We start from the raw sequence: 16,128 nt of genomic DNA, 5'->3' as shown, positions 1-16,128 counted from the left end.
CCCATCGATGGCGCTGTCCCGCAAAAGCATCCGCTCCCGAAGAGAATTTCTGCTCAAGATCGTCATTGCGGCGGTTCTTGCCGGCGCGCTGATCGCGTTCTCGCGATGGTATTTTTACGACCGCGACTGGGTGACGACGGACAACGCCTTCGTCACCGGCAACATCATCCCGGTGCAGGCGGACGCGACGGGAGTCGTGGCCGCCGTGCTCGCTGAAGAAACGCAGCTCGTCAAGAAAGGCGACGTGCTCGTTCGCCTCGACGGCCAACGCGCAAGAGCGGCGCTCGCGCAGGCCGAGGCCGAACTCGGCCGCGCGGTTCGCTCCGTCGGCGCGCTTTACGCGCAGCGCCGCCAGGTCTGCCAGAAGGTCATTTCCCGCGCCGCGCTTCGCGACAAGACGCGCCACGATCTCGCAAGATACCGCGAAGCGACGCTGAGCGGCGCCGCTTCGCGACAGGTGCTGCAGAATACCGAGGACCAGCTCGCCGCGCTGGAAGCCGATCTGCGCGAGGCGCAGGCGGAATACCAGTCGGTCGAGGCGCGCGTCGTCGGCGTGACGCGGATGAATCATCCCGACATCGAGGCCGCCAAGGCGCGATACAACGACGCTTACGTCGAGTTCGTGCGCCAGAACATCCGGGCGCCGGCGACCGGCTATGTCGCCAAACGCAGCGTTCAGGTCGGCAAGCGGGTGCGCCCCGGCGACGCCATTCTCAATATCGTGCCGCTCGACCATCTCTGGGTCGAAGCGAATTTGTGGGAAAACAGGATGGCTCGGGTTCGTCCCGGGCAGGCGGCGATCATCAAGGTCGATCTCTACGGATCGGAACAGATCTACCATGGAGAAGTAGCAGGACTTGTTCCTGGCTCCGGCGCCGTCTTCGCGGCTCTGCCCCCAGATAACGCGACCGGCAACTTCATTCGCATCGTTCAGCGCATTCCGGTGCGTATCGCCTTGCGGGCGGACGAACTCGAGAAGCAACCCTTGCGTCCCGGCCTGTCGACGGTCGCCTCGATTAATGTGTCCGGCCCGCTGCAATCGCCCAATCACTCGATCGTCAAGACGACGACGAATGAATATCTGACCGACGTCTATGACAAGGATCTCGCAGATGCGAAGGCTCGCGCCGACAAGATCGTCAAAGACAACGCCATAGGCGCGTCGAACGACGGCGCCGCCTGCACAGCCGCCGAATAGACTGTGCACGGTTAATTTGGACTCGCGCTTGCCTTTTTGAGCGAGTCTCTTGGCGAGACTCGGTTCACGCCGTAAGATTCGGTTTGGATATTTTAATTATCTGATGGGGAGAGCAAGCATGCCGGACGTCAGCGCGAAATCGCCGGCGAGCCAATCTTCGCCAGCGCTTTCCCTAGATCCGGCGCAGGTCAAAATCTCGCAGCGACTTGAGACGCTGAAGACGACAGAGAGCGGCCTCACCGCCGCCGAAGCGGCGCGGCGGCTCGCGGAATACGGCCCAAACGCGCTAGAGGACAAGACGGAAAGCAAGTGGCGCCGTCTGCTCAACTATTTCTGGGGGCCGCTGCCGTTTCTCATCGAAGCCGCGGCCGTCATCTCCGCCGTGCGGCGGGATTGGCCCGACTTCGGCGTCGTCGCCGGTCTTCTCCTCTATAACGCCGTGGTCGGATTCTGGCAGGACAACAAGGCGGCGAATGCGCTCGCGGCCCTGAAGAAAAACCTCGCGCCCCGAGCGCGCGTGTTGCGCGACGGCGCCTGGACGACCATCCCCGCCGCCGAACTGACGCCCGGCGATATTGTCAGCGTCGCCGCGGGCCAGATCATCCCCGCCGATCTCCTGCTCATTGAAGGCGATTATTTGAGCTGCGATCAGGCGGCGCTCACCGGCGAATCGCTGCCCGTCTCCAAGAAAATCGGCGACGACGCCTATGCGGGCGCGATCGCCAAACAAGGCGCCATGACGGGCGTGGTCACGGCGACGGGCGGCCGCACCTTCTTCGGGCGCACAGCGAAGCTGGTCGGCGCCGCCGGCGCCGTTTCGCATTCGCAGCGCGCGGTGACGGAGGTCGGCGATTTTCTCCTCGTGCTTGCATTTTTTCTGGCGCTGATCCTCGTCGGCGCGCAGCTCTATCGGGAAGTCATCGCGCCGGACGACTGGAGCTGGGATCGCGTCGGCTCCATCGCCCAATATGTGCTGGTGCTGCTGATCGCATCGATCCCCGTCGCGCTGCCGGCGGTCATGTCGGTGACGATGGCGATCGGCGCCTATACGCTTTCCTTGCAAAAGGCCATCGTTTCGCGTCTGAACGCGATCGAGGAGCTTGCCGGAGTCGACGTGCTGTGCAGCGACAAAACCGGCACGCTGACGATGAACAAGCTCACCGTGCAAAGCGCCATTTCCTATGGCGCTTTCAAGAGCGACGACGTATTGCTGTTCGCTGCGCTGGCGACCCAGAAAAGCAGCGAAGACGCGATCGACCTTGCCGTGATGGCGGCGCTGCCGGCGCATGATGCGCTCGACAGTTTCAAGCAGAAGGCGTTCACGCCGTTCGATCCCGTCAGCAAACGCACCATCTCGACAGTCGCCGACGCCTCTGGCGGCGTTCGCCATTACGCCAAGGGCGCGCCGCAGGCGATATCCGCGCTCGTGCGGCCCGACTCGCAGACTTTGCAGCGCTATCAGAACGAGGTGGCGGCGCTCGCCGTCAAAGGCCAGCGCGCGCTGGGCGTCGCCATGTCGGAAGATGGCGCGCGGTGGCAACTGGTTGGACTCATCTCGATGATGGACCCGCCGCGCGCCGACGCCAAGGCGACAATCGCCGAGGCGCGCGGGCTCGGCCTGGAAGTCAAGATGGTGACCGGCGATGACGTCGCCATCGGCGATGAGATCGCCGCCCAGCTCGGCATGGGTTCGCATCTGCTCGTCGCGAGCGATGTCTTCAAAGGGGAAGTGAAATCCGGCGCTCTGCCGCGCAGCGTCGTCGACGCGGTGGAGCGGGCCGATGGATTCGGCAGAGTGTTCCCGGAACACAAATATGAGATCGTCAAGGCGCTTCAGTCGGTCGGCCATATCGTCGCGATGACCGGCGACGGCGTGAATGACGCGCCTGCGCTCAAACAAGCCGATTGCGGCATCGCCGTCAGCGGCGCGACCGATGCGGCGCGAAGCGCCGCCGCGTTGATCCTCACGGCGCCCGGGCTTTCGACCATCGTCAACGCGATCCGCGTGTCGCGACAGATTTTTCAGCGCATCGAGAGCTACATTTACTATCGGATCGCCATGACGCTCGACATCATGATCGTCGTCGTCGCGTCGATCGTATTTTTCGACTTTCAGCCGCTCACCGCCATCATGATCGTCGCGCTCGCGCTCCTCGACGATATCCCGATCATGACGATCGCCTACGACAATGTCCCCGTCGCGCCGCAGCCGGTGAGATGGGACATGCACCGCATCTTCATTTTCGCTTCGCTGATGGGACTGATCGCGGTCGCCGAGACTTTTGGGTTTTTGCTGATCGGCATGCGCTGGACGCTTGACGATTCGCTGCAGGCGATGATCCCGATTGATCCGGGCCAGCTCCGGACTCTGCTGTTTCTGCAACTCGCCGTCGGCGGCCATTTGCTGCTCTTCAGCGTGCGCACCAAACATGCGATTTTTGCGCCGCCTTATCCCAGCGCCAGACTTTTCTGGGCGATCGCGGCGACGCAGGTCGTCGCCGTGTTGCTCTGCCTTTATGGAGTCGGCGTCGACGCCGTTCCCGGCGCGGCGATCGTCGGCGTGTGGCTTTACTGTCTGCTCTGGGTCGTCGTGGCCGAGATTGTGAAGATGATCTACTGGCGTCTGGCCGGGCGGCGCGACAAGCGCCTGACCGCCCGCCGCGTCGCTCTCGCCGGTTGAACGGGAGCGACAGCTCGAAGGAGGCGGAGCACATGAAATTCGTCAAAAAGTTCCGCGTCGAGCCCGGTTCGCACGTCGATCTCGGATCAATCGATCCGGATTTTCACGGCGACTATGCGAATGACGCCCAAACGGCGCAGGAATTGCAGCGCAATCTCACGCGCATCACCGAGCTGCAGCGCAAACTCTACGCCGACCGCACGCATTCTCTGCTGATCGTCTTGCAGGGCATCGACAGCGCCGGCAAGGACGGCACCTGCTGGCATGTCATCAGCGCCATGGACCCGCAGGGCGTGCAGGTGACCGGATTCAAGCAGCCGACCCCTGAGGAACAGGCCCACGATTTCCTATGGCGCGTCCATCCGCATGCGCCGCGGCGCGGCTACGTTTCGATCTTCAATCGCTCCCATTATGAAGACGTGCTCGTCGTGCGCGTGCATAAGCTCGCGCCAAAAGAAGCGTGGAAGCCGCGCTATGATTTCATCAACGAATGGGAGAAGCTCCTCGCCGTCGAGAACAAGACGACCATTCTAAAATTCTTTCTCTACATCTCCAAAGAAGAACAGCTCAAGCGCTTCAAGGCGCGGCTCGACGATCCGGCGAACCAATGGAAGATCAGCGCCAGCGACTATTCCGAGCGCGAAAAATGGGATGACTACATCAAGGCCTTCGAAGCGGCCCTGTCGCGCTGCTCGACCGAACATGCGCCCTGGTTCATCATCCCGGCAAACCACAAATGGTTTCGCAATCTCGCGGTTTCCAACATCATCGCCGATACGCTCGACGATCTTAATCTGAAGCTGCCGAAGCCCTCCGTCGACATCGACGAAATCCGCAAGCTTTATCAACAAGCAAAGAACGAAGAGGAACGGAGCAAGGCTCGGTGACGGCGTCGCCAGTGAACGCCGCCTCGGTCTTTTCCGCGCTCGACGAAGCGCCGATGACATGGCGTCATTACGCCTATTGGCTCGCAGCCAGCGGCGGCGCGTTTTTGGACGGCTTCTCGGTGTCCGGACTGGGCGTCGCGCTGCCGCTGCTCAAGCGCGACTTTCCGATCAGCCCGCTTTTCGTCGGCCTGATTGGATCGGCGCTGGTGCTCGGCGCGGTCGCGGGGTCGGCGCTCGGCGGCATCGGCGCGGACAGATTCGGCCGCAAGCGCGTTTTCATCGCCGACATGGCGATCATCGCGCTCGCATGCTTTATCGGCGCGGCGGCGCCGAACGCCCGCGTCATCCTGCTGTCGCAGTTCCTGCTTGGCGTTGGCGTCGGCATCGATTTTCCGACGAGCGGCGCCTATGTGTCGGAACTCATGCCGCGCGCCACGCGCAACAGAATGACGGTTGCGACGATCGCCCTGCAGTCGGTCGGCATGGCGGCGGCGGCTCTCGCCGGCCTCGCTTTATTGAAGCTGCGACCGTCAACAGAAGACTGGCGGCTGCTGTTCGGCGCCAGCGGCATGATTGCGTTGCTTTTCTTATCTGCGCGCCTATGGGCGCCGGAAAGCGTGCGTTGGCTGGTCACAAAGGGACGCATCGGCGAAGCGACGGCGCTGCTCAAGACATTGTCGATCGAGTTCGGCGAGAGGCCCGAGAACCTTGGCGCGAAAGCAGTCGCCCTTGCAACGTCCAAGCGGGCTTCCGCGCCCAATGCGCAGGACGTCGGCTATTCGACGCTGTTCCGCAAAGCCTATCGCGCCCGCACGATGCTCGTCTCCCTCCCATGGATGTTGATGGACGTGGCGACCTACGGCGTTGGCCTGTTCACGCCCGTTATTCTCGGCGCCATGCATCTTGGCGCCGCCGACGCGGGCTCGATCGCGGCCGACTTCGCCGACGCGGAAGGCAGCGCCATCGTCGACGCTTTTCTCATCGTCGGCTTTGTGGCGAGCCTCTGGGCTGTTCCCCGTTTTGGCCGGATCACCATGCAGGTCGCAGGATTTAGCGGCATGGGGCTTGGCATGCTGCTGTTGCTCTTCGCCGCGATGTCGGACAATGGCGCCAATGCGCATCTCGCCTTCGTCATCGGCGGCTTCATGCTGTTCAATTTCGCGATGAACGCCGGACCCAACGCCACGACGTTCACCCTCGCGCCGACGCTTTTCCCGACGACCATTCGCGCCTCGGCGAGCGGCTTTGCGGCGGCGAGCGCCAAGGTCGGCGCCACTTTCGGCACATTCGTGGTGCCGCAACTGCAGGCCGGCTGGGGACTCACGGGCGTCGTCGCCCTCATGGTCGTCGTCAGCGTCGCGGGACTGGTGACGACGGCCGGCCTAGCGCATGCGGTCAATGAGGAGGGAGCGCTCGATGAATAGCCCGCGCGCTATTGCAGATGCGCGACGAGCGTCCAGGCGCCGAGAAAAATGATCATGACGAGGCAGAGCGCCGAGAGGACGATGAGGATCGCCTTATTGGCGACGCGCTGATCCTGTTCTCGCATTTGCCATTCTCCGACGGCCCGAGATCAGCGCGATTTATTCAGGCGGAGCGGGCGAGCCCGCATCACGCGCCGAAAAAGATCACGCGCAGATAATTGGTGTAGTCGCCTTCCCACGCCATCATCGCCATCAGCACGAGAACCGCCATCGGCGGCGCCAGAATCGCGACGACCAGCGCCAGCCGCTCCCACGCCATGTGCATGAAGACGGCGACGATGAGCCCGGCCTTCAGCAGCATGAACACGACGATCAGGAACCAGCGCAAATAGCCCTGGAAGTCGAAATAATCGACGAGATAGGAGCAGGCGCTCAGAACGAAGAGCAGCCCCCACACCAGAAGATAGAGCTTGATCGGATGCTGCTGGCCATGCGCCTGCGCCGCGGGCTGCGCCGCTTGCGCGACTTGAACATGGCTATGGGTCGTATCGTCCGTCGTCGCCGTCATCATTTCCCCCGTCGGAGACGTCACCACAGATAGAAGAATGCGAAGATGAAGACCCATACGAGATCCACGAAGTGCCAATATAGGCCCATGATCTCGACGATCTCGTATCTGCCCTTGCGGCTCGTGAAAAAGCCGCGCCGTCCGACGTCATAATCGCCGCGCCAGACGGCGCGCGCGATGATGAGCAGGAAAATCACGCCGATCGACACGTGGAAACCGTGAAAACCGGTGATCATGAAGAAGCTCGAGCCGAACTGCGCCGCGCCGAAGGGATTGCCCCACGGCCGCACGCCTTCGTGAATGAGCTTGGTCCATTCGAAGGCCTGCATGCCGACGAAGGCGGCGCCAAAGAACGCCGTCACCAGCATCAAAATCGCGGCCTTCCTGCGCTCGCGCGCATAGGCGAAGTTGACGGCCATCGCCATGGTGCCCGAGCTCGTGATGAGATCGAATGTCATGATGGCGATGAGGATGAGCGGGATTTTCTTGCCGCCGATCTCGAGCGCGAAGATTTCGCTCGGGTGCGGCCATTCCACCGTCGTGGACATGCGCACCGTCATGTAGGAAATCAGAAAACAGCTGAAGACGAAGGTGTCGCTGACGAGGAAGATCCACATCATCGCCTTGCCCCAGGACGCGCTCTTAAAAGAGCGCTGATCCGAGGACCAGTCAGCGACCATGCCGTGCAGGCTGCTCCGCAGATTGAGCTCGGTCGTTACATGTTCAGTCGTGACAGGCTCCGCCGTCATAGCGCGTTCCCTTTACGAAAGCAGACGCCGGCAGATGGCGCCGAAACCATCGGCCCAGCCGATCAGCATGGCGAACATCAGCAACCAGACGAACAGCAGAAAATGCCAATAGATGGCGCAGAGTTCGACGCTCGTCGTCAGCGCCTTGGTGACTCGCTCGGCGCCGCGCACCTTGTCGGTGGTTCGCGCAAGCGCCACCAGACCGCCAATGAGATGCAGCGCATGCACGCCCGTCAGCAGATAGAAGAAGGCGTTGGCGGCGTTGCTCGAAGCGAAGAACCGCAGCTCGAGAAGTTCGCGCCACGCCCAGATTTGACCGATCAGGAAAAGAGCCGCCGTTACCGCTCCGACAAGCAGCGCCGTCTTGACCCGCTCGGCGTCGGCGCGCCGGGCGGCGAAGACCGCGACCTGCAGGGCGACGCTGCTGGCGGCGAGAAGAAAAGTGTTGACCCAGAGAACGCCGGGGATCGGCGGCATCTGCCAGTCGGGCGCATCGCCGCGCATGAAAAAAGCGGCGGCGAGCAGCGAGAACAGACAGCCGGCGACAGCGAGAAAGACCGCGAGCCCCACTCTCCCGGCTGTCGGCGGCTCGGCGCCGCCGGCGCGACGATAATGCGCAACCTCGCCTTCCTCGAGCCAAGGCGACTCCATCACCCCCTGGCGCACCAACCACATGATGGCGACGGTGGCGATGAAGATAAAGAAGAGCCCCATGACGCTCATGGCGAACGCTCTCCTCTGACCGGCGGCGCGTTCTGCGGCAGATAATCCTCCGGCGCGCCGGGCACGCTATAGGCGTAAGGCCAGCGATAAACCACCGGAAGATGCTTACCCCAATTGCCGTGTCCCGGCGGCGTCTCCGGAGTCTGCCATTCGAGCGAAGCGGCGCGCCAGGGATTGCCGCCGGCGGGGGCGCCGTATTTCAGGCTCTTGAACAGATTGTAGAAGAAGATCGACTGCGCGAAGCCGACCGCCAAGGCGATGACCGTGATGACAATGTTGAGCGTGGCGGCCGACGCGGGCACGAAGGCGGTTTCGCCCATCTCGTAAAAGCGCCGCGGCATCCCGAGCACGCCCAGATAGTGCATCGGAAAGAAGATCGCATAGGCGCCGAGGAAGGTGATCCAGAAGTGAATCTTGCCGAGCCGCTCGTCCATCATGCGGCCGGTGATCTTCGGATACCAATGATAGATGGCGCCGAAGATGACGAGCACCGGCGCGATGCCCATCACCATGTGGAAATGGGCGACGACGAACAGCGTCGCCGACAGCGGCACGTCGACGATGACATTGCCGAGATAGAGGCCGGTAATGCCGCCGTTGACGAAAGTGACGAGGAACCCCAGCGCGAACAGCATCGGCGTCGTGAAGTGAATGTCGGCGTGCCAGAGGGTCAGCACCCAATTATACACCTTCAGCGCCGTCGGCACCGCGATCGCGAGCGTCGTCACCGCGAAGAAGAACCCGAACCACGGGTCCATGCCGCTGATATACATATGGTGGCCCCAGACCACCATGCTGAGCACGCCGATGGCGATGATGGCCCAGACCATCATTCTGTAGCCGAAGATGTTCTTGCGCGCATGCACGCTGATCAGATCGGAAACGATGCCGAAGGCCGGCAGCGCGACGATATAGACCTCTGGATGGCCGAAGAACCAGAACAGGTGCTGGAACAGGATCGGGCTGCCGCCGACATAGTCCTTGCGTTCGCCGAGTTCGACGAGCGACGGCATGAAGAAGCTCGTGCCGAGCGTGCGGTCGAGGAGCAGCATGACGCAGGCGACGAAAAGGCCGGGAAAGGCGAGAAGCGCCATGACGGCGGCGGAGAAGATCCCCCACACCGTCAGCGGCATGCGCATCAGCGTCATGCCTCGGGTGCGCGCCTGCAGCACCGTCACCACGTAATTCAGTCCGCCCATCGTGAAGCCGACGATGAAGAGGATCAACGAGACGAGCATCAGAATGATGCCGTATTCGTGGCCCGGCGTGCCCGTCAGAATCGATTGCGGCGGATAAAGCGTCCAGCCGGCGCCGGTCGGCCCGCCCGGGAAAAAATAGCTCGAGACGAGAACGAGGGTCGCGATCAGATAGACCCAGTAGCTGAGCATGTTGACGTAAGGGAACACCATGTCCCTCGCGCCGACCATCAGCGGAATGAGATAGTTGCCGAAGCCGCCGAGAAAGATGGCGGTGAGCATATACACGACCATGATCATGCCATGCATGGTCACGGACTGGTAATAGACGTTGGCGTCAATGAAAGGGATCGCCCCTGGAAAGGCGAGCTGCAGGCGAATCACCCATGACAGCACCAGGGCCAAAATGCCGACGGTGATGGCCGTGCCGGCGTATTGAATGGCGATGACCTTGGCGTCCTGGCTGAACACATATTTCGTGATCCAGCTGTGCGCGTGATAGAGGTCGACGTCCGGCACCTCCGCCGGCGGCGGCGCGACGTTCTGGGGTACGCTGGCGTCGGTCATGGAACGATCCTCCCTTCGCCCCTATCGCGCTTCCGGCGATTGATGGAGCCCCGTCGCGGCGGCGCTCGATCAGCGGCGATGAATGTCAAAGCGGCGCAACTCGCATCGGTGAGCGTCATTGAGCAGAGGCCCGCTTGTCTCGGCTCGCGTCGCTCTTGCGCGACTGCTCGAACGTCTGCTGCGCCGTGCGCCAGGTCTCGAAGTCGGCCTCCGACTCTATGACCATCTTGCCGCGCATCTGCGGATGCCCTGTGCCGCAATAGGCGGCGCAGAGTATCTCATATTCGCCGATCTTGGTCGGCGTGAACCAAAAATATGTGACAACGCCCGGCACGAGGTCCATCTTCGCCCTGATCTCGGGGACATAGAAGTCATGTAGGACGTCGATCGAGCGCAGCAGGACCTTGACCGGCTTGCCGATCGGCAGATGCAATTCGCTGCTTGCGATCAGCAGATCATCCTGCCCCTTCGGATCGGCCGGGCTCAAACCCATGGAATTGGTGGTGTCGATGTAGCGCACATCGCTCGAGCCGAGCTGGTTGTCGGCGCCCGGCAGGCGGAAGCTCCAGCTCCACTGGACTCCCACCGCTTCAATCACCATCGCGTCCTTAGGCACGGTGATGAACTGACCCCAGACGAGCAGGCCGGGCGCGAGGAGAATGATGACGGCGATCGTCGTGACGATTCCAAGCCAGGCTTCGAGCTTTTGATTCTCCGGCTCATAGGCGGCGCGCCGGCCCGGCACATGGCGAAAGCGATAGAGGCAATACGCCATGAACAGGATGACCGCGACGAATCCGGCTCCCGTGACAAGGAAGGTCAGCCCCATCGTGTCGTCGATGAAGCCCCAGTTCGACGCGATCGGCGTCGCCCGCCAGGGACTCAACACGTGAAACAGGATCGAACCCGCGACGACCAGGACCATAGCGATGGCGATAGACATGCGTGCTTTGACCTCGCCGGTGGTTGTCGATGGATTTGGCCGACGGCCTATATAGACCGGCTCATCGCCGCGCGTCAAAGTGACGCTGTCGTTATGCGCGACTCGTCGGGGGTTCAGCGAATCTCTGGGAAAAGCTGAGGGCGGAAGGGCGACGCCGCGCCGCGCGTTATTCGCGCCCGGGGCCAATGGCTACAAAAAAACCCGCGCGGGAGCGTCCCGCGCGGGTTTTCTTCGGGCTCGTTACAAACTTATTTCTTCGTAGCGGCCGGCGCGGGCTTCGGCGCGGGCGACGTGGCGGCGCCCTTCTGAGCCTCGAGCTTCTTGCGCTCTTCCTCGGCCTTCTTCTGAAGTTCTTCCTGCAGCTTCTTTTGCTGCTCTTCGAGAACCTTCGGGTCGACGGCGGGGCCGTCGAAGGCTTTGCCGAAATTGGCGAGCGGCAGATAGAAGGTGACCTCGCCGTTCGCCTGATTCTTAACGACTACGGTCATTTTTTCGGCCTTCTTCATGCCGTCAACGACCGCCTTCTTGACCTTCGCCTCGGCGAAACAGCCATTCGGGAAGCAGATTTCGAACGCGCCGCTTTCCGGCGCTCCCTTATCGATCGAAAAGCGGAAGCCGGGTTTCAGCATCAGCCCCGGCGGCAGCAGCAGACGGATGATCTTCTGATCGTCGCCCTTGGGATCGTAGATTGCGAGCGCGAGCAGCGGCTGGGGCGCCTCGCCCTCCTTCGCCGACACGCCGAAGTCGCGCGTCGTGTAGCACATTTCCTTCTTAGTCTGCGGATCGGCGCCGCAGACCTTGGTCCAGTCCGGCTGGACAGCGACGAGTTCGGCGGCAATCGGCCCCTGAGGCTGCTGTTGCTGCTGCTGCGCTGCGCCGGCCGCCGGCGCCTGCTGAGCCAGTGCGCCGCCGCCGACGAACAGCAACGCTCCCGCAAGGGCGATCGCGCAAGAACGCGAGATATGGGTCGACATCGGAAGTTCCTTTCGATTGTCCTGCTGGCCGGCGCTCTCCGGCTCCGGATAGTTTCGAGATCGCGTCATAACGGGAGCCGCCTTCGCGCCACAGCGCCATGGAACTTGACCAGCCCGTGTTCCAGCGCGATCGCGAGACGCCGACGAGGCGACGGCACCGCTCTTACATGGTCGCGGCAGTAAATTCCAGCCGGACGGAGCGGCCAATTCTTGGCGGAGGCGCTTTTTGCCCACAACTATCGCAAAAAAATGGCCGAAAACTTAAGCGCGACTCGCTTCTTGCGACAGGACGTTGGATTATGGTCCGCCGATGAAGATTCACCCGATTCCTGCAAGACGCCCCGCCAGCGGCGGCGGCGAACAGCGAATGCGGGGGCGCCGCGCGCTCAGCTTCGCCCTGTCGCTCCTTATCGCCGCGCCCGCTTCGGGCGCCGCGCCGCCCCCGCGGGCGGCCGAAGCGCCCTGCCCGACGCATGGGATCGCCATGCACGGCGCGCCCGCTTTGCCAAATGATTTCCATCACTTCCCTTACGCCGAGCCGGGCGCGACGAAGGGCGGCAAACTTCGCGTCGGCCTCGCCGGCACCTTCGACAGCCTCAATCCGTTCAATCTCAAGTCGGGATCCGCGGCGCAGGGGCTTGTCGGCAATGTTTTTCAAAGCCTGATGGCCCGCTCGCAAGACGAGCCCTTCACGCTCTACGGCCTGATCGCGCAGTCGATCGACGTCGATCAGGCGCGTTCGCAGGTGACCTTCCATCTCGACCCGCGCGCGCGCTTTTCCGACGGCAAGCCGATCACCGCGCAAGACGTGCTGTTCTCGTTCGATCTCTTAAAGACGAAGGGACGGCCGCAGCAGCGCATCGCCTATGGGCTGGTCAAATCGATCGACGCGCCCGACGCGCATACCGTCCATTACGACCTCTCTGGCGTCGGCGACCGGGAGCTGCCGCTCATTCTGGCGATCATGCCGGTGCTGCCCAAACACGCGACCGACGTCGAGCGCTTTTCCGAAGCGACGCTCGCCAAGCCCGTCGGCTCCGGCCCCTATGTGATCGCGGACGCGCAAGTCGGCGCGCGCCTGCTGCTGCGTCGCAATGAGGACTATTGGGGCGCCGACCTGCCGAGCCAGCGCGGATTCTACAATTTCGACGAGGTCGACATTCAATATTTCCGTGACGGCAATTCGCTCTTTGAAGCCTTCAAGGCGGGCCTTCTCGACTATCGCGACGAAACCAGCACGACCCGCTGGGCGAGCGGCTACGACTTCCCGGCGCTCACGGAAGGCCGCGTGGTGAAGGAGACGCTGAAAAACGAAAACCCCAAAGGCATGGAGGGGTTCGTCTTCAATACGCGTCGTCCCCTGTTCAAGGACATCCGCCTGCGCGAAGCGCTCGGCATGATGTTCGACTTTGAATGGATCAACACGAATCTCTACGCCGGCCTCTACACCCGCACAAAAAGCTTCTTCGACGAATCCGAATTGTCTTCCTCTGGCCGCCCGGCGTCCCCCGGGGAGCGCGCCTTGCTGGCGCCGTTTCCGGACGCCGTGCGCGAAGACATTCTGGAAGGCCGCTGGCGACCGCCGGTGAATGACGGGTCTGGCCGCGACCGCGAGATGGCCAAGCGCGCGCTCGATCTGCTCGAGAGCGCCGGCTACCGCATCGAAAACGGCGTTTTGCGCAAGGACGGCGAGCCTGTGGCCTTTGAGATCATGGTCAAGGACCGCAATCAGGAGCGGCTTGCGCTCAACTACGCCGCCTCGCTGCAGCGCATCGGCGTCGACGCCCGCGTGCGCCTCGTCGACGAGGTGCAATATCAGCGCCGACGGCAGAAGTTCGACTTCGACATGATGCTCGGCCAATGGATCGCCTCGGCGTCTCCGGGCAATGAGCAGCGCATGCGCTGGGGGTCTGCGAGCGCGAACCAGGAAGCCTCTTTCAACCTCGCCGGCGCCGCTTCACCCGCCATCGACGCGCTCATCGCCGCCCTGCTGGCCGCGACCAGCCACGACGATTTCATCACCGCCGTGCGCGCGTACGACCGCGTGCTGCTGTCCGGCTTCTACGTCGTGCCGCTGTATCATGCGTCCGACCAATGGCTCGCGCATTCGACCGACATCGCGCGCCCGGCGCGATTGCCGCGCTATGCATCGCCGATGTTCAGCCCGACGCTCGAAAGCTGGTGGAGACAGCGCTGAGCATCGAGGAAGACATGCGCCGGCGCACGTTTTCGGCGCGTCTGACGCGCTAGACGTCGATGGGCGTCCAGGGCTCGCCTTCGCGGGAAGGTCTCTACCCCTGCGGCATGAAAAGGAGCGCCCGTGTCTCTGTCGCTCGATAACATTCTCTCAACGCGCCTGTCGCGGAGGGTTCATTCCATGGGTTTCGCACTTTTTGTCGTCGGCGCCGCCGCAATCGGCCTCTTGATCATCGACCGATCCTTTAACCTCGGCCTGCCGATCGGCCTCTTCCAAAATCCGCTGTTCTGGTTCGCCTATGTCGCGCTGCTGGCGCTGTCGACGATGGTGCGCTTCGTGCGCCAGCAGACCGTGCTCGTCATCGAGCGGCTGGGCCGCTACAACCGATCGCTGACCGCGGGCGTCAATTTCGTCTGGCCGATCGTCGAGCGCGTGGCCTACACCTTCGATCTGCGCGAACAGGTGATCGACGTGCCGGAGCAGGACGCGATCACCAAGGACAACGCCACCGTCACCATCGACGGCGTTCTCTATTACAAGATCGTCAACGCCAAGGACGCCGCCTATGGCGCGCAGGACATCCGCCGCGCCATCGTCAATCTGGCGCAGACCTCGATGCGCTCGGCCATCGGCTCGATGGAGCTCGACAAGACCTTCGAGAACCGAAGCGAGATCAATGAGCGGGTGGTGCGCGCCGTCTCCGACGCCGCCCAGCTCTGGGGCGCGCATGTGACGCGCTATGAGATTAAGGACATCGCCATGCCCGAATCGCTGCGCCAGTCGATGGAGCGGCAGATGAAGGCCGAGCGCGACAAGCGGGCGACGGTGCTCGAATCGGAGGGCGTGAAGCAGTCCGAGATCAACCGCGCCGACGGCGAGAAACAGGCGGCGATCTTGCGCGCCGAAGGCCAGGCGAAGGCGATCGAACTCGTGCGCACGCAAATCACCCAGGTCGGCGGCGATCAGGCGGTGCAGCTCGAAGTCGCCAAAAGCGCCATCGAGCAATATGGCCGCCTCGCCAAGGCCGGCAATTCGCTGGTGCTGATGGGCGACGGCGCCGACCCGGCCGGCTGGATCGCCAAGGCGATGGCGGTGCTCAAGGCCGTCAACGCCAGCCCTGCGTCGAACGAGGCGCAGCAGCGCCGCGCGCAGCCTTGGCGGGAAGCGGAATAAGATGGAGCCCGCCTTCCTCTACGATCCCGCCAATGCGAGCCTGATCGCCGGCCTGATCCTGCTCGGGCTCGACATCGTCGTGATCGGCCTCTCGCCGGTGATGTTCGTGGCGGTGGGCGCGCTCCTGACCAGCGCGGTTCTCTATGCGACCGGCTGGCGGCCGTCGCTGGTCGAAACGGCGGCGATCGTCGCCGGCGTGAGCCTCTTGATCGCCATCGTCGGCAGGAAGCCGCTGCAGCGGTTTCAAAACGCCGACATCGAAGAAGATAAGAGCAGCGATCTGATCGGGCGCGAACTGACGACGACGCATGAGGTGACGAAGAGGCATGGCGTCGTCTTCTGGTCCGGCGTCGAATGGCAGGCGCGGCTTGCCGAACACGCAGCCGTCGAGAGCATTGCGCCCGGCGCCAGGGCGCGAATCGTGGCGGTGGAGAATCTGGCGCTGGTGCTGGCGCCGCTCTCTTGAAGTTTGCGCGCGAAGCGCGTTGTTCGCGTTGACGCAAATTCGATTGCCTCAGATGACTAAGATTAGCAAATTTTGCTATTTCGCCGTATCTGTTATCTGGCGTACCCAAGAGGCATTCCATGAATATGAACGTGTCCTTGACCGACGAGCTGGCGGATTTCGTCAAGGCAAAGGTCGCAGGCGGGCGCTACAGCTCGTCGAGCGAGGTTGTCCGCGAAGCGCTGCGAATGATGGAGAAGTCCGAGCGGCAGGAGGCTGAAAAACTGCGGCTCTTGCAGGAAGCCTGGCGACAGGGCGTCAACAGCGGCGACGTTGGCGAGCTGGACTTTTCCGAATTGAAGAAAGAAGCGCGCGCGCGCCGAGCCGCCGCAAAAGACTGACCG

The 16,128-nt window shown here is 62.8% G+C and carries 14 protein-coding genes; 8 read left to right on the top strand and 6 right to left on the bottom strand.

From position 1 onward, the window contains the following. Window positions 1-7: 7 nt before the first annotated feature. The 4 genes from IYX23_RS17735 (at window position 8) to IYX23_RS17720 (ending at window position 6,189) form a co-directional block, all read left to right on the top strand. Window positions 8-1,198, top strand: a complete 1,191-nt coding sequence (locus IYX23_RS17735) for an HlyD family efflux transporter periplasmic adaptor subunit (protein ID WP_196394278.1) — start codon at window positions 8-10, stop codon at window positions 1,196-1,198. Window positions 1,199-1,316: 118 nt separating this feature from the next. Then, a complete protein-coding gene (locus IYX23_RS17730; protein ID WP_196394277.1) occupies window positions 1,317-3,878 on the top strand; it encodes a plasma-membrane proton-efflux P-type ATPase in 2,562 nt (853 codons plus the stop codon). A gap of 32 nt (window positions 3,879-3,910) precedes the next feature. After that, the gene (locus tag IYX23_RS17725) at window positions 3,911-4,765 is read left to right on the top strand and encodes a polyphosphate kinase 2 family protein (protein ID WP_196394276.1); all 855 of its coding nucleotides are present in this window, start codon (window positions 3,911-3,913) and stop codon (window positions 4,763-4,765) included. Then, on the top strand, window positions 4,762-6,189 hold the full coding sequence (locus IYX23_RS17720; RefSeq protein ID WP_196394275.1) for an MFS transporter: 1,428 nt from the start codon (window positions 4,762-4,764) through the stop codon (window positions 6,187-6,189). Before IYX23_RS17725 ends, IYX23_RS17720 begins: the two co-directional genes overlap by 4 nt. Before the next feature lie 187 nt (window positions 6,190-6,376). On the opposite strand, the gene IYX23_RS17715 is transcribed toward IYX23_RS17720, so the two are convergent. The 6 genes from IYX23_RS17715 to IYX23_RS17690 all read right to left on the bottom strand — a co-directional run bounded on the left by IYX23_RS17715 (window position 6,377) and on the right by IYX23_RS17690 (window position 11,909). Next, window positions 6,377-6,760 carry a cytochrome C oxidase subunit IV family protein gene (locus IYX23_RS17715; RefSeq protein ID WP_196394338.1) on the bottom strand — a complete coding sequence of 128 codons (384 nt, stop codon included), beginning with the start codon at window positions 6,758-6,760 and terminating at the stop codon, window positions 6,377-6,379. A 17-nt stretch (window positions 6,761-6,777) separates the two neighbouring features. Then, a complete protein-coding gene (locus IYX23_RS17710; RefSeq protein ID WP_246716937.1) occupies window positions 6,778-7,437 on the bottom strand; it encodes a heme-copper oxidase subunit III family protein in 660 nt (219 codons plus the stop codon). Window positions 7,438-7,518: 81 nt separating this feature from the next. Further along, window positions 7,519-8,229 (bottom strand): cytochrome c oxidase subunit 3, encoded by a 711-nt coding sequence (locus IYX23_RS17705; protein ID WP_196394273.1) that lies wholly within the window; start codon window positions 8,227-8,229, stop codon window positions 7,519-7,521. Next, complete coding sequence (locus IYX23_RS17700; protein WP_196394272.1) at window positions 8,226-9,992, bottom strand: cbb3-type cytochrome c oxidase subunit I; 1,767 nt, start codon at window positions 9,990-9,992, stop codon at window positions 8,226-8,228. The genes IYX23_RS17705 and IYX23_RS17700 overlap by 4 nt, the downstream gene beginning before the upstream one ends. 115 nt (window positions 9,993-10,107) lie before the next feature. Beyond that, window positions 10,108-10,935, bottom strand: a complete 828-nt coding sequence (locus IYX23_RS17695; RefSeq protein ID WP_196394271.1) for a cytochrome c oxidase subunit II — start codon at window positions 10,933-10,935, stop codon at window positions 10,108-10,110. 248 nt (window positions 10,936-11,183) lie between these two features. Next, window positions 11,184-11,909 carry an invasion associated locus B family protein gene (locus IYX23_RS17690; protein WP_196394337.1) on the bottom strand — a complete coding sequence of 242 codons (726 nt, stop codon included), beginning with the start codon at window positions 11,907-11,909 and terminating at the stop codon, window positions 11,184-11,186. Between the two features lie 367 nt (window positions 11,910-12,276). On the opposite strand from IYX23_RS17690, the gene IYX23_RS17685 reads away from it, so the two are divergent. The 4 genes from IYX23_RS17685 to IYX23_RS17670 all read left to right on the top strand — a co-directional run bounded on the left by IYX23_RS17685 (window position 12,277) and on the right by IYX23_RS17670 (window position 16,125). After that, window positions 12,277-14,106: an extracellular solute-binding protein gene (locus IYX23_RS17685; RefSeq protein WP_196394336.1), complete on the top strand. Its 1,830-nt coding sequence runs from the start codon at window positions 12,277-12,279 to the stop codon at window positions 14,104-14,106. A gap of 180 nt (window positions 14,107-14,286) precedes the next feature. Then, entirely contained in the window at window positions 14,287-15,279 is a 993-nt protein-coding gene (locus tag IYX23_RS17680; protein WP_175094286.1) for a stomatin-like protein, read from the top strand. Window position 15,280: 1 nt separating this feature from the next. After that, the gene (locus tag IYX23_RS17675; RefSeq protein WP_196394270.1) at window positions 15,281-15,745 is read left to right on the top strand and encodes an NfeD family protein; all 465 of its coding nucleotides are present in this window, start codon (window positions 15,281-15,283) and stop codon (window positions 15,743-15,745) included. Between the two features lie 119 nt (window positions 15,746-15,864). Next, the gene (locus tag IYX23_RS17670; RefSeq protein WP_196394269.1) at window positions 15,865-16,125 is read left to right on the top strand and encodes a type II toxin-antitoxin system ParD family antitoxin; all 261 of its coding nucleotides are present in this window, start codon (window positions 15,865-15,867) and stop codon (window positions 16,123-16,125) included. Window positions 16,126-16,128: the final 3 nt, after the last annotated feature.

It is taken from the genome of Methylocystis sp. L43, from assembly GCF_015709525.1.
Classification (GTDB): domain Bacteria; phylum Pseudomonadota; class Alphaproteobacteria; order Rhizobiales; family Beijerinckiaceae; genus Methylocystis.
Note: the sequence above shows the minus strand (reverse complement) of the source record. Positions and strands in the feature narration are given on the sequence as shown.

What these genes read in the sequence shown, in the direction of transcription:
- IYX23_RS17695 (WP_196394271.1), bottom strand. Translation starts at nt 10,935, where the DNA reads ATGTCTATCGCCATCGCTATGGTCCTGGTCGTCGCGGGTTCGATCCTG.
- IYX23_RS17705 (WP_196394273.1), bottom strand. Translation starts at nt 8,229, where the DNA reads ATGAGCGTCATGGGGCTCTTCTTTATCTTCATCGCCACCGTCGCCATC.
- IYX23_RS17730 (WP_196394277.1), top strand. Translation starts at nt 1,317, where the DNA reads ATGCCGGACGTCAGCGCGAAATCGCCGGCGAGCCAATCTTCGCCAGCG.
- IYX23_RS17735 (WP_196394278.1), top strand. Translation starts at nt 8, where the DNA reads ATGGCGCTGTCCCGCAAAAGCATCCGCTCCCGAAGAGAATTTCTGCTC.
- IYX23_RS17725 (WP_196394276.1), top strand. Translation starts at nt 3,911, where the DNA reads ATGAAATTCGTCAAAAAGTTCCGCGTCGAGCCCGGTTCGCACGTCGAT.
- IYX23_RS17690 (WP_196394337.1), bottom strand. Translation starts at nt 11,909, where the DNA reads ATGTCGACCCATATCTCGCGTTCTTGCGCGATCGCCCTTGCGGGAGCG.
- IYX23_RS17670 (WP_196394269.1), top strand. Translation starts at nt 15,865, where the DNA reads ATGAATATGAACGTGTCCTTGACCGACGAGCTGGCGGATTTCGTCAAG.
- IYX23_RS17685 (WP_196394336.1), top strand. Translation starts at nt 12,277, where the DNA reads ATGCGGGGGCGCCGCGCGCTCAGCTTCGCCCTGTCGCTCCTTATCGCC.
- IYX23_RS17680 (WP_175094286.1), top strand. Translation starts at nt 14,287, where the DNA reads ATGGGTTTCGCACTTTTTGTCGTCGGCGCCGCCGCAATCGGCCTCTTG.
- IYX23_RS17710 (WP_246716937.1), bottom strand. Translation starts at nt 7,437, where the DNA reads ATGGTCGCTGACTGGTCCTCGGATCAGCGCTCTTTTAAGAGCGCGTCC.
- IYX23_RS17675 (WP_196394270.1), top strand. Translation starts at nt 15,281, where the DNA reads ATGGAGCCCGCCTTCCTCTACGATCCCGCCAATGCGAGCCTGATCGCC.
- IYX23_RS17715 (WP_196394338.1), bottom strand. Translation starts at nt 6,760, where the DNA reads ATGATGACGGCGACGACGGACGATACGACCCATAGCCATGTTCAAGTC.
- IYX23_RS17700 (WP_196394272.1), bottom strand. Translation starts at nt 9,992, where the DNA reads ATGACCGACGCCAGCGTACCCCAGAACGTCGCGCCGCCGCCGGCGGAG.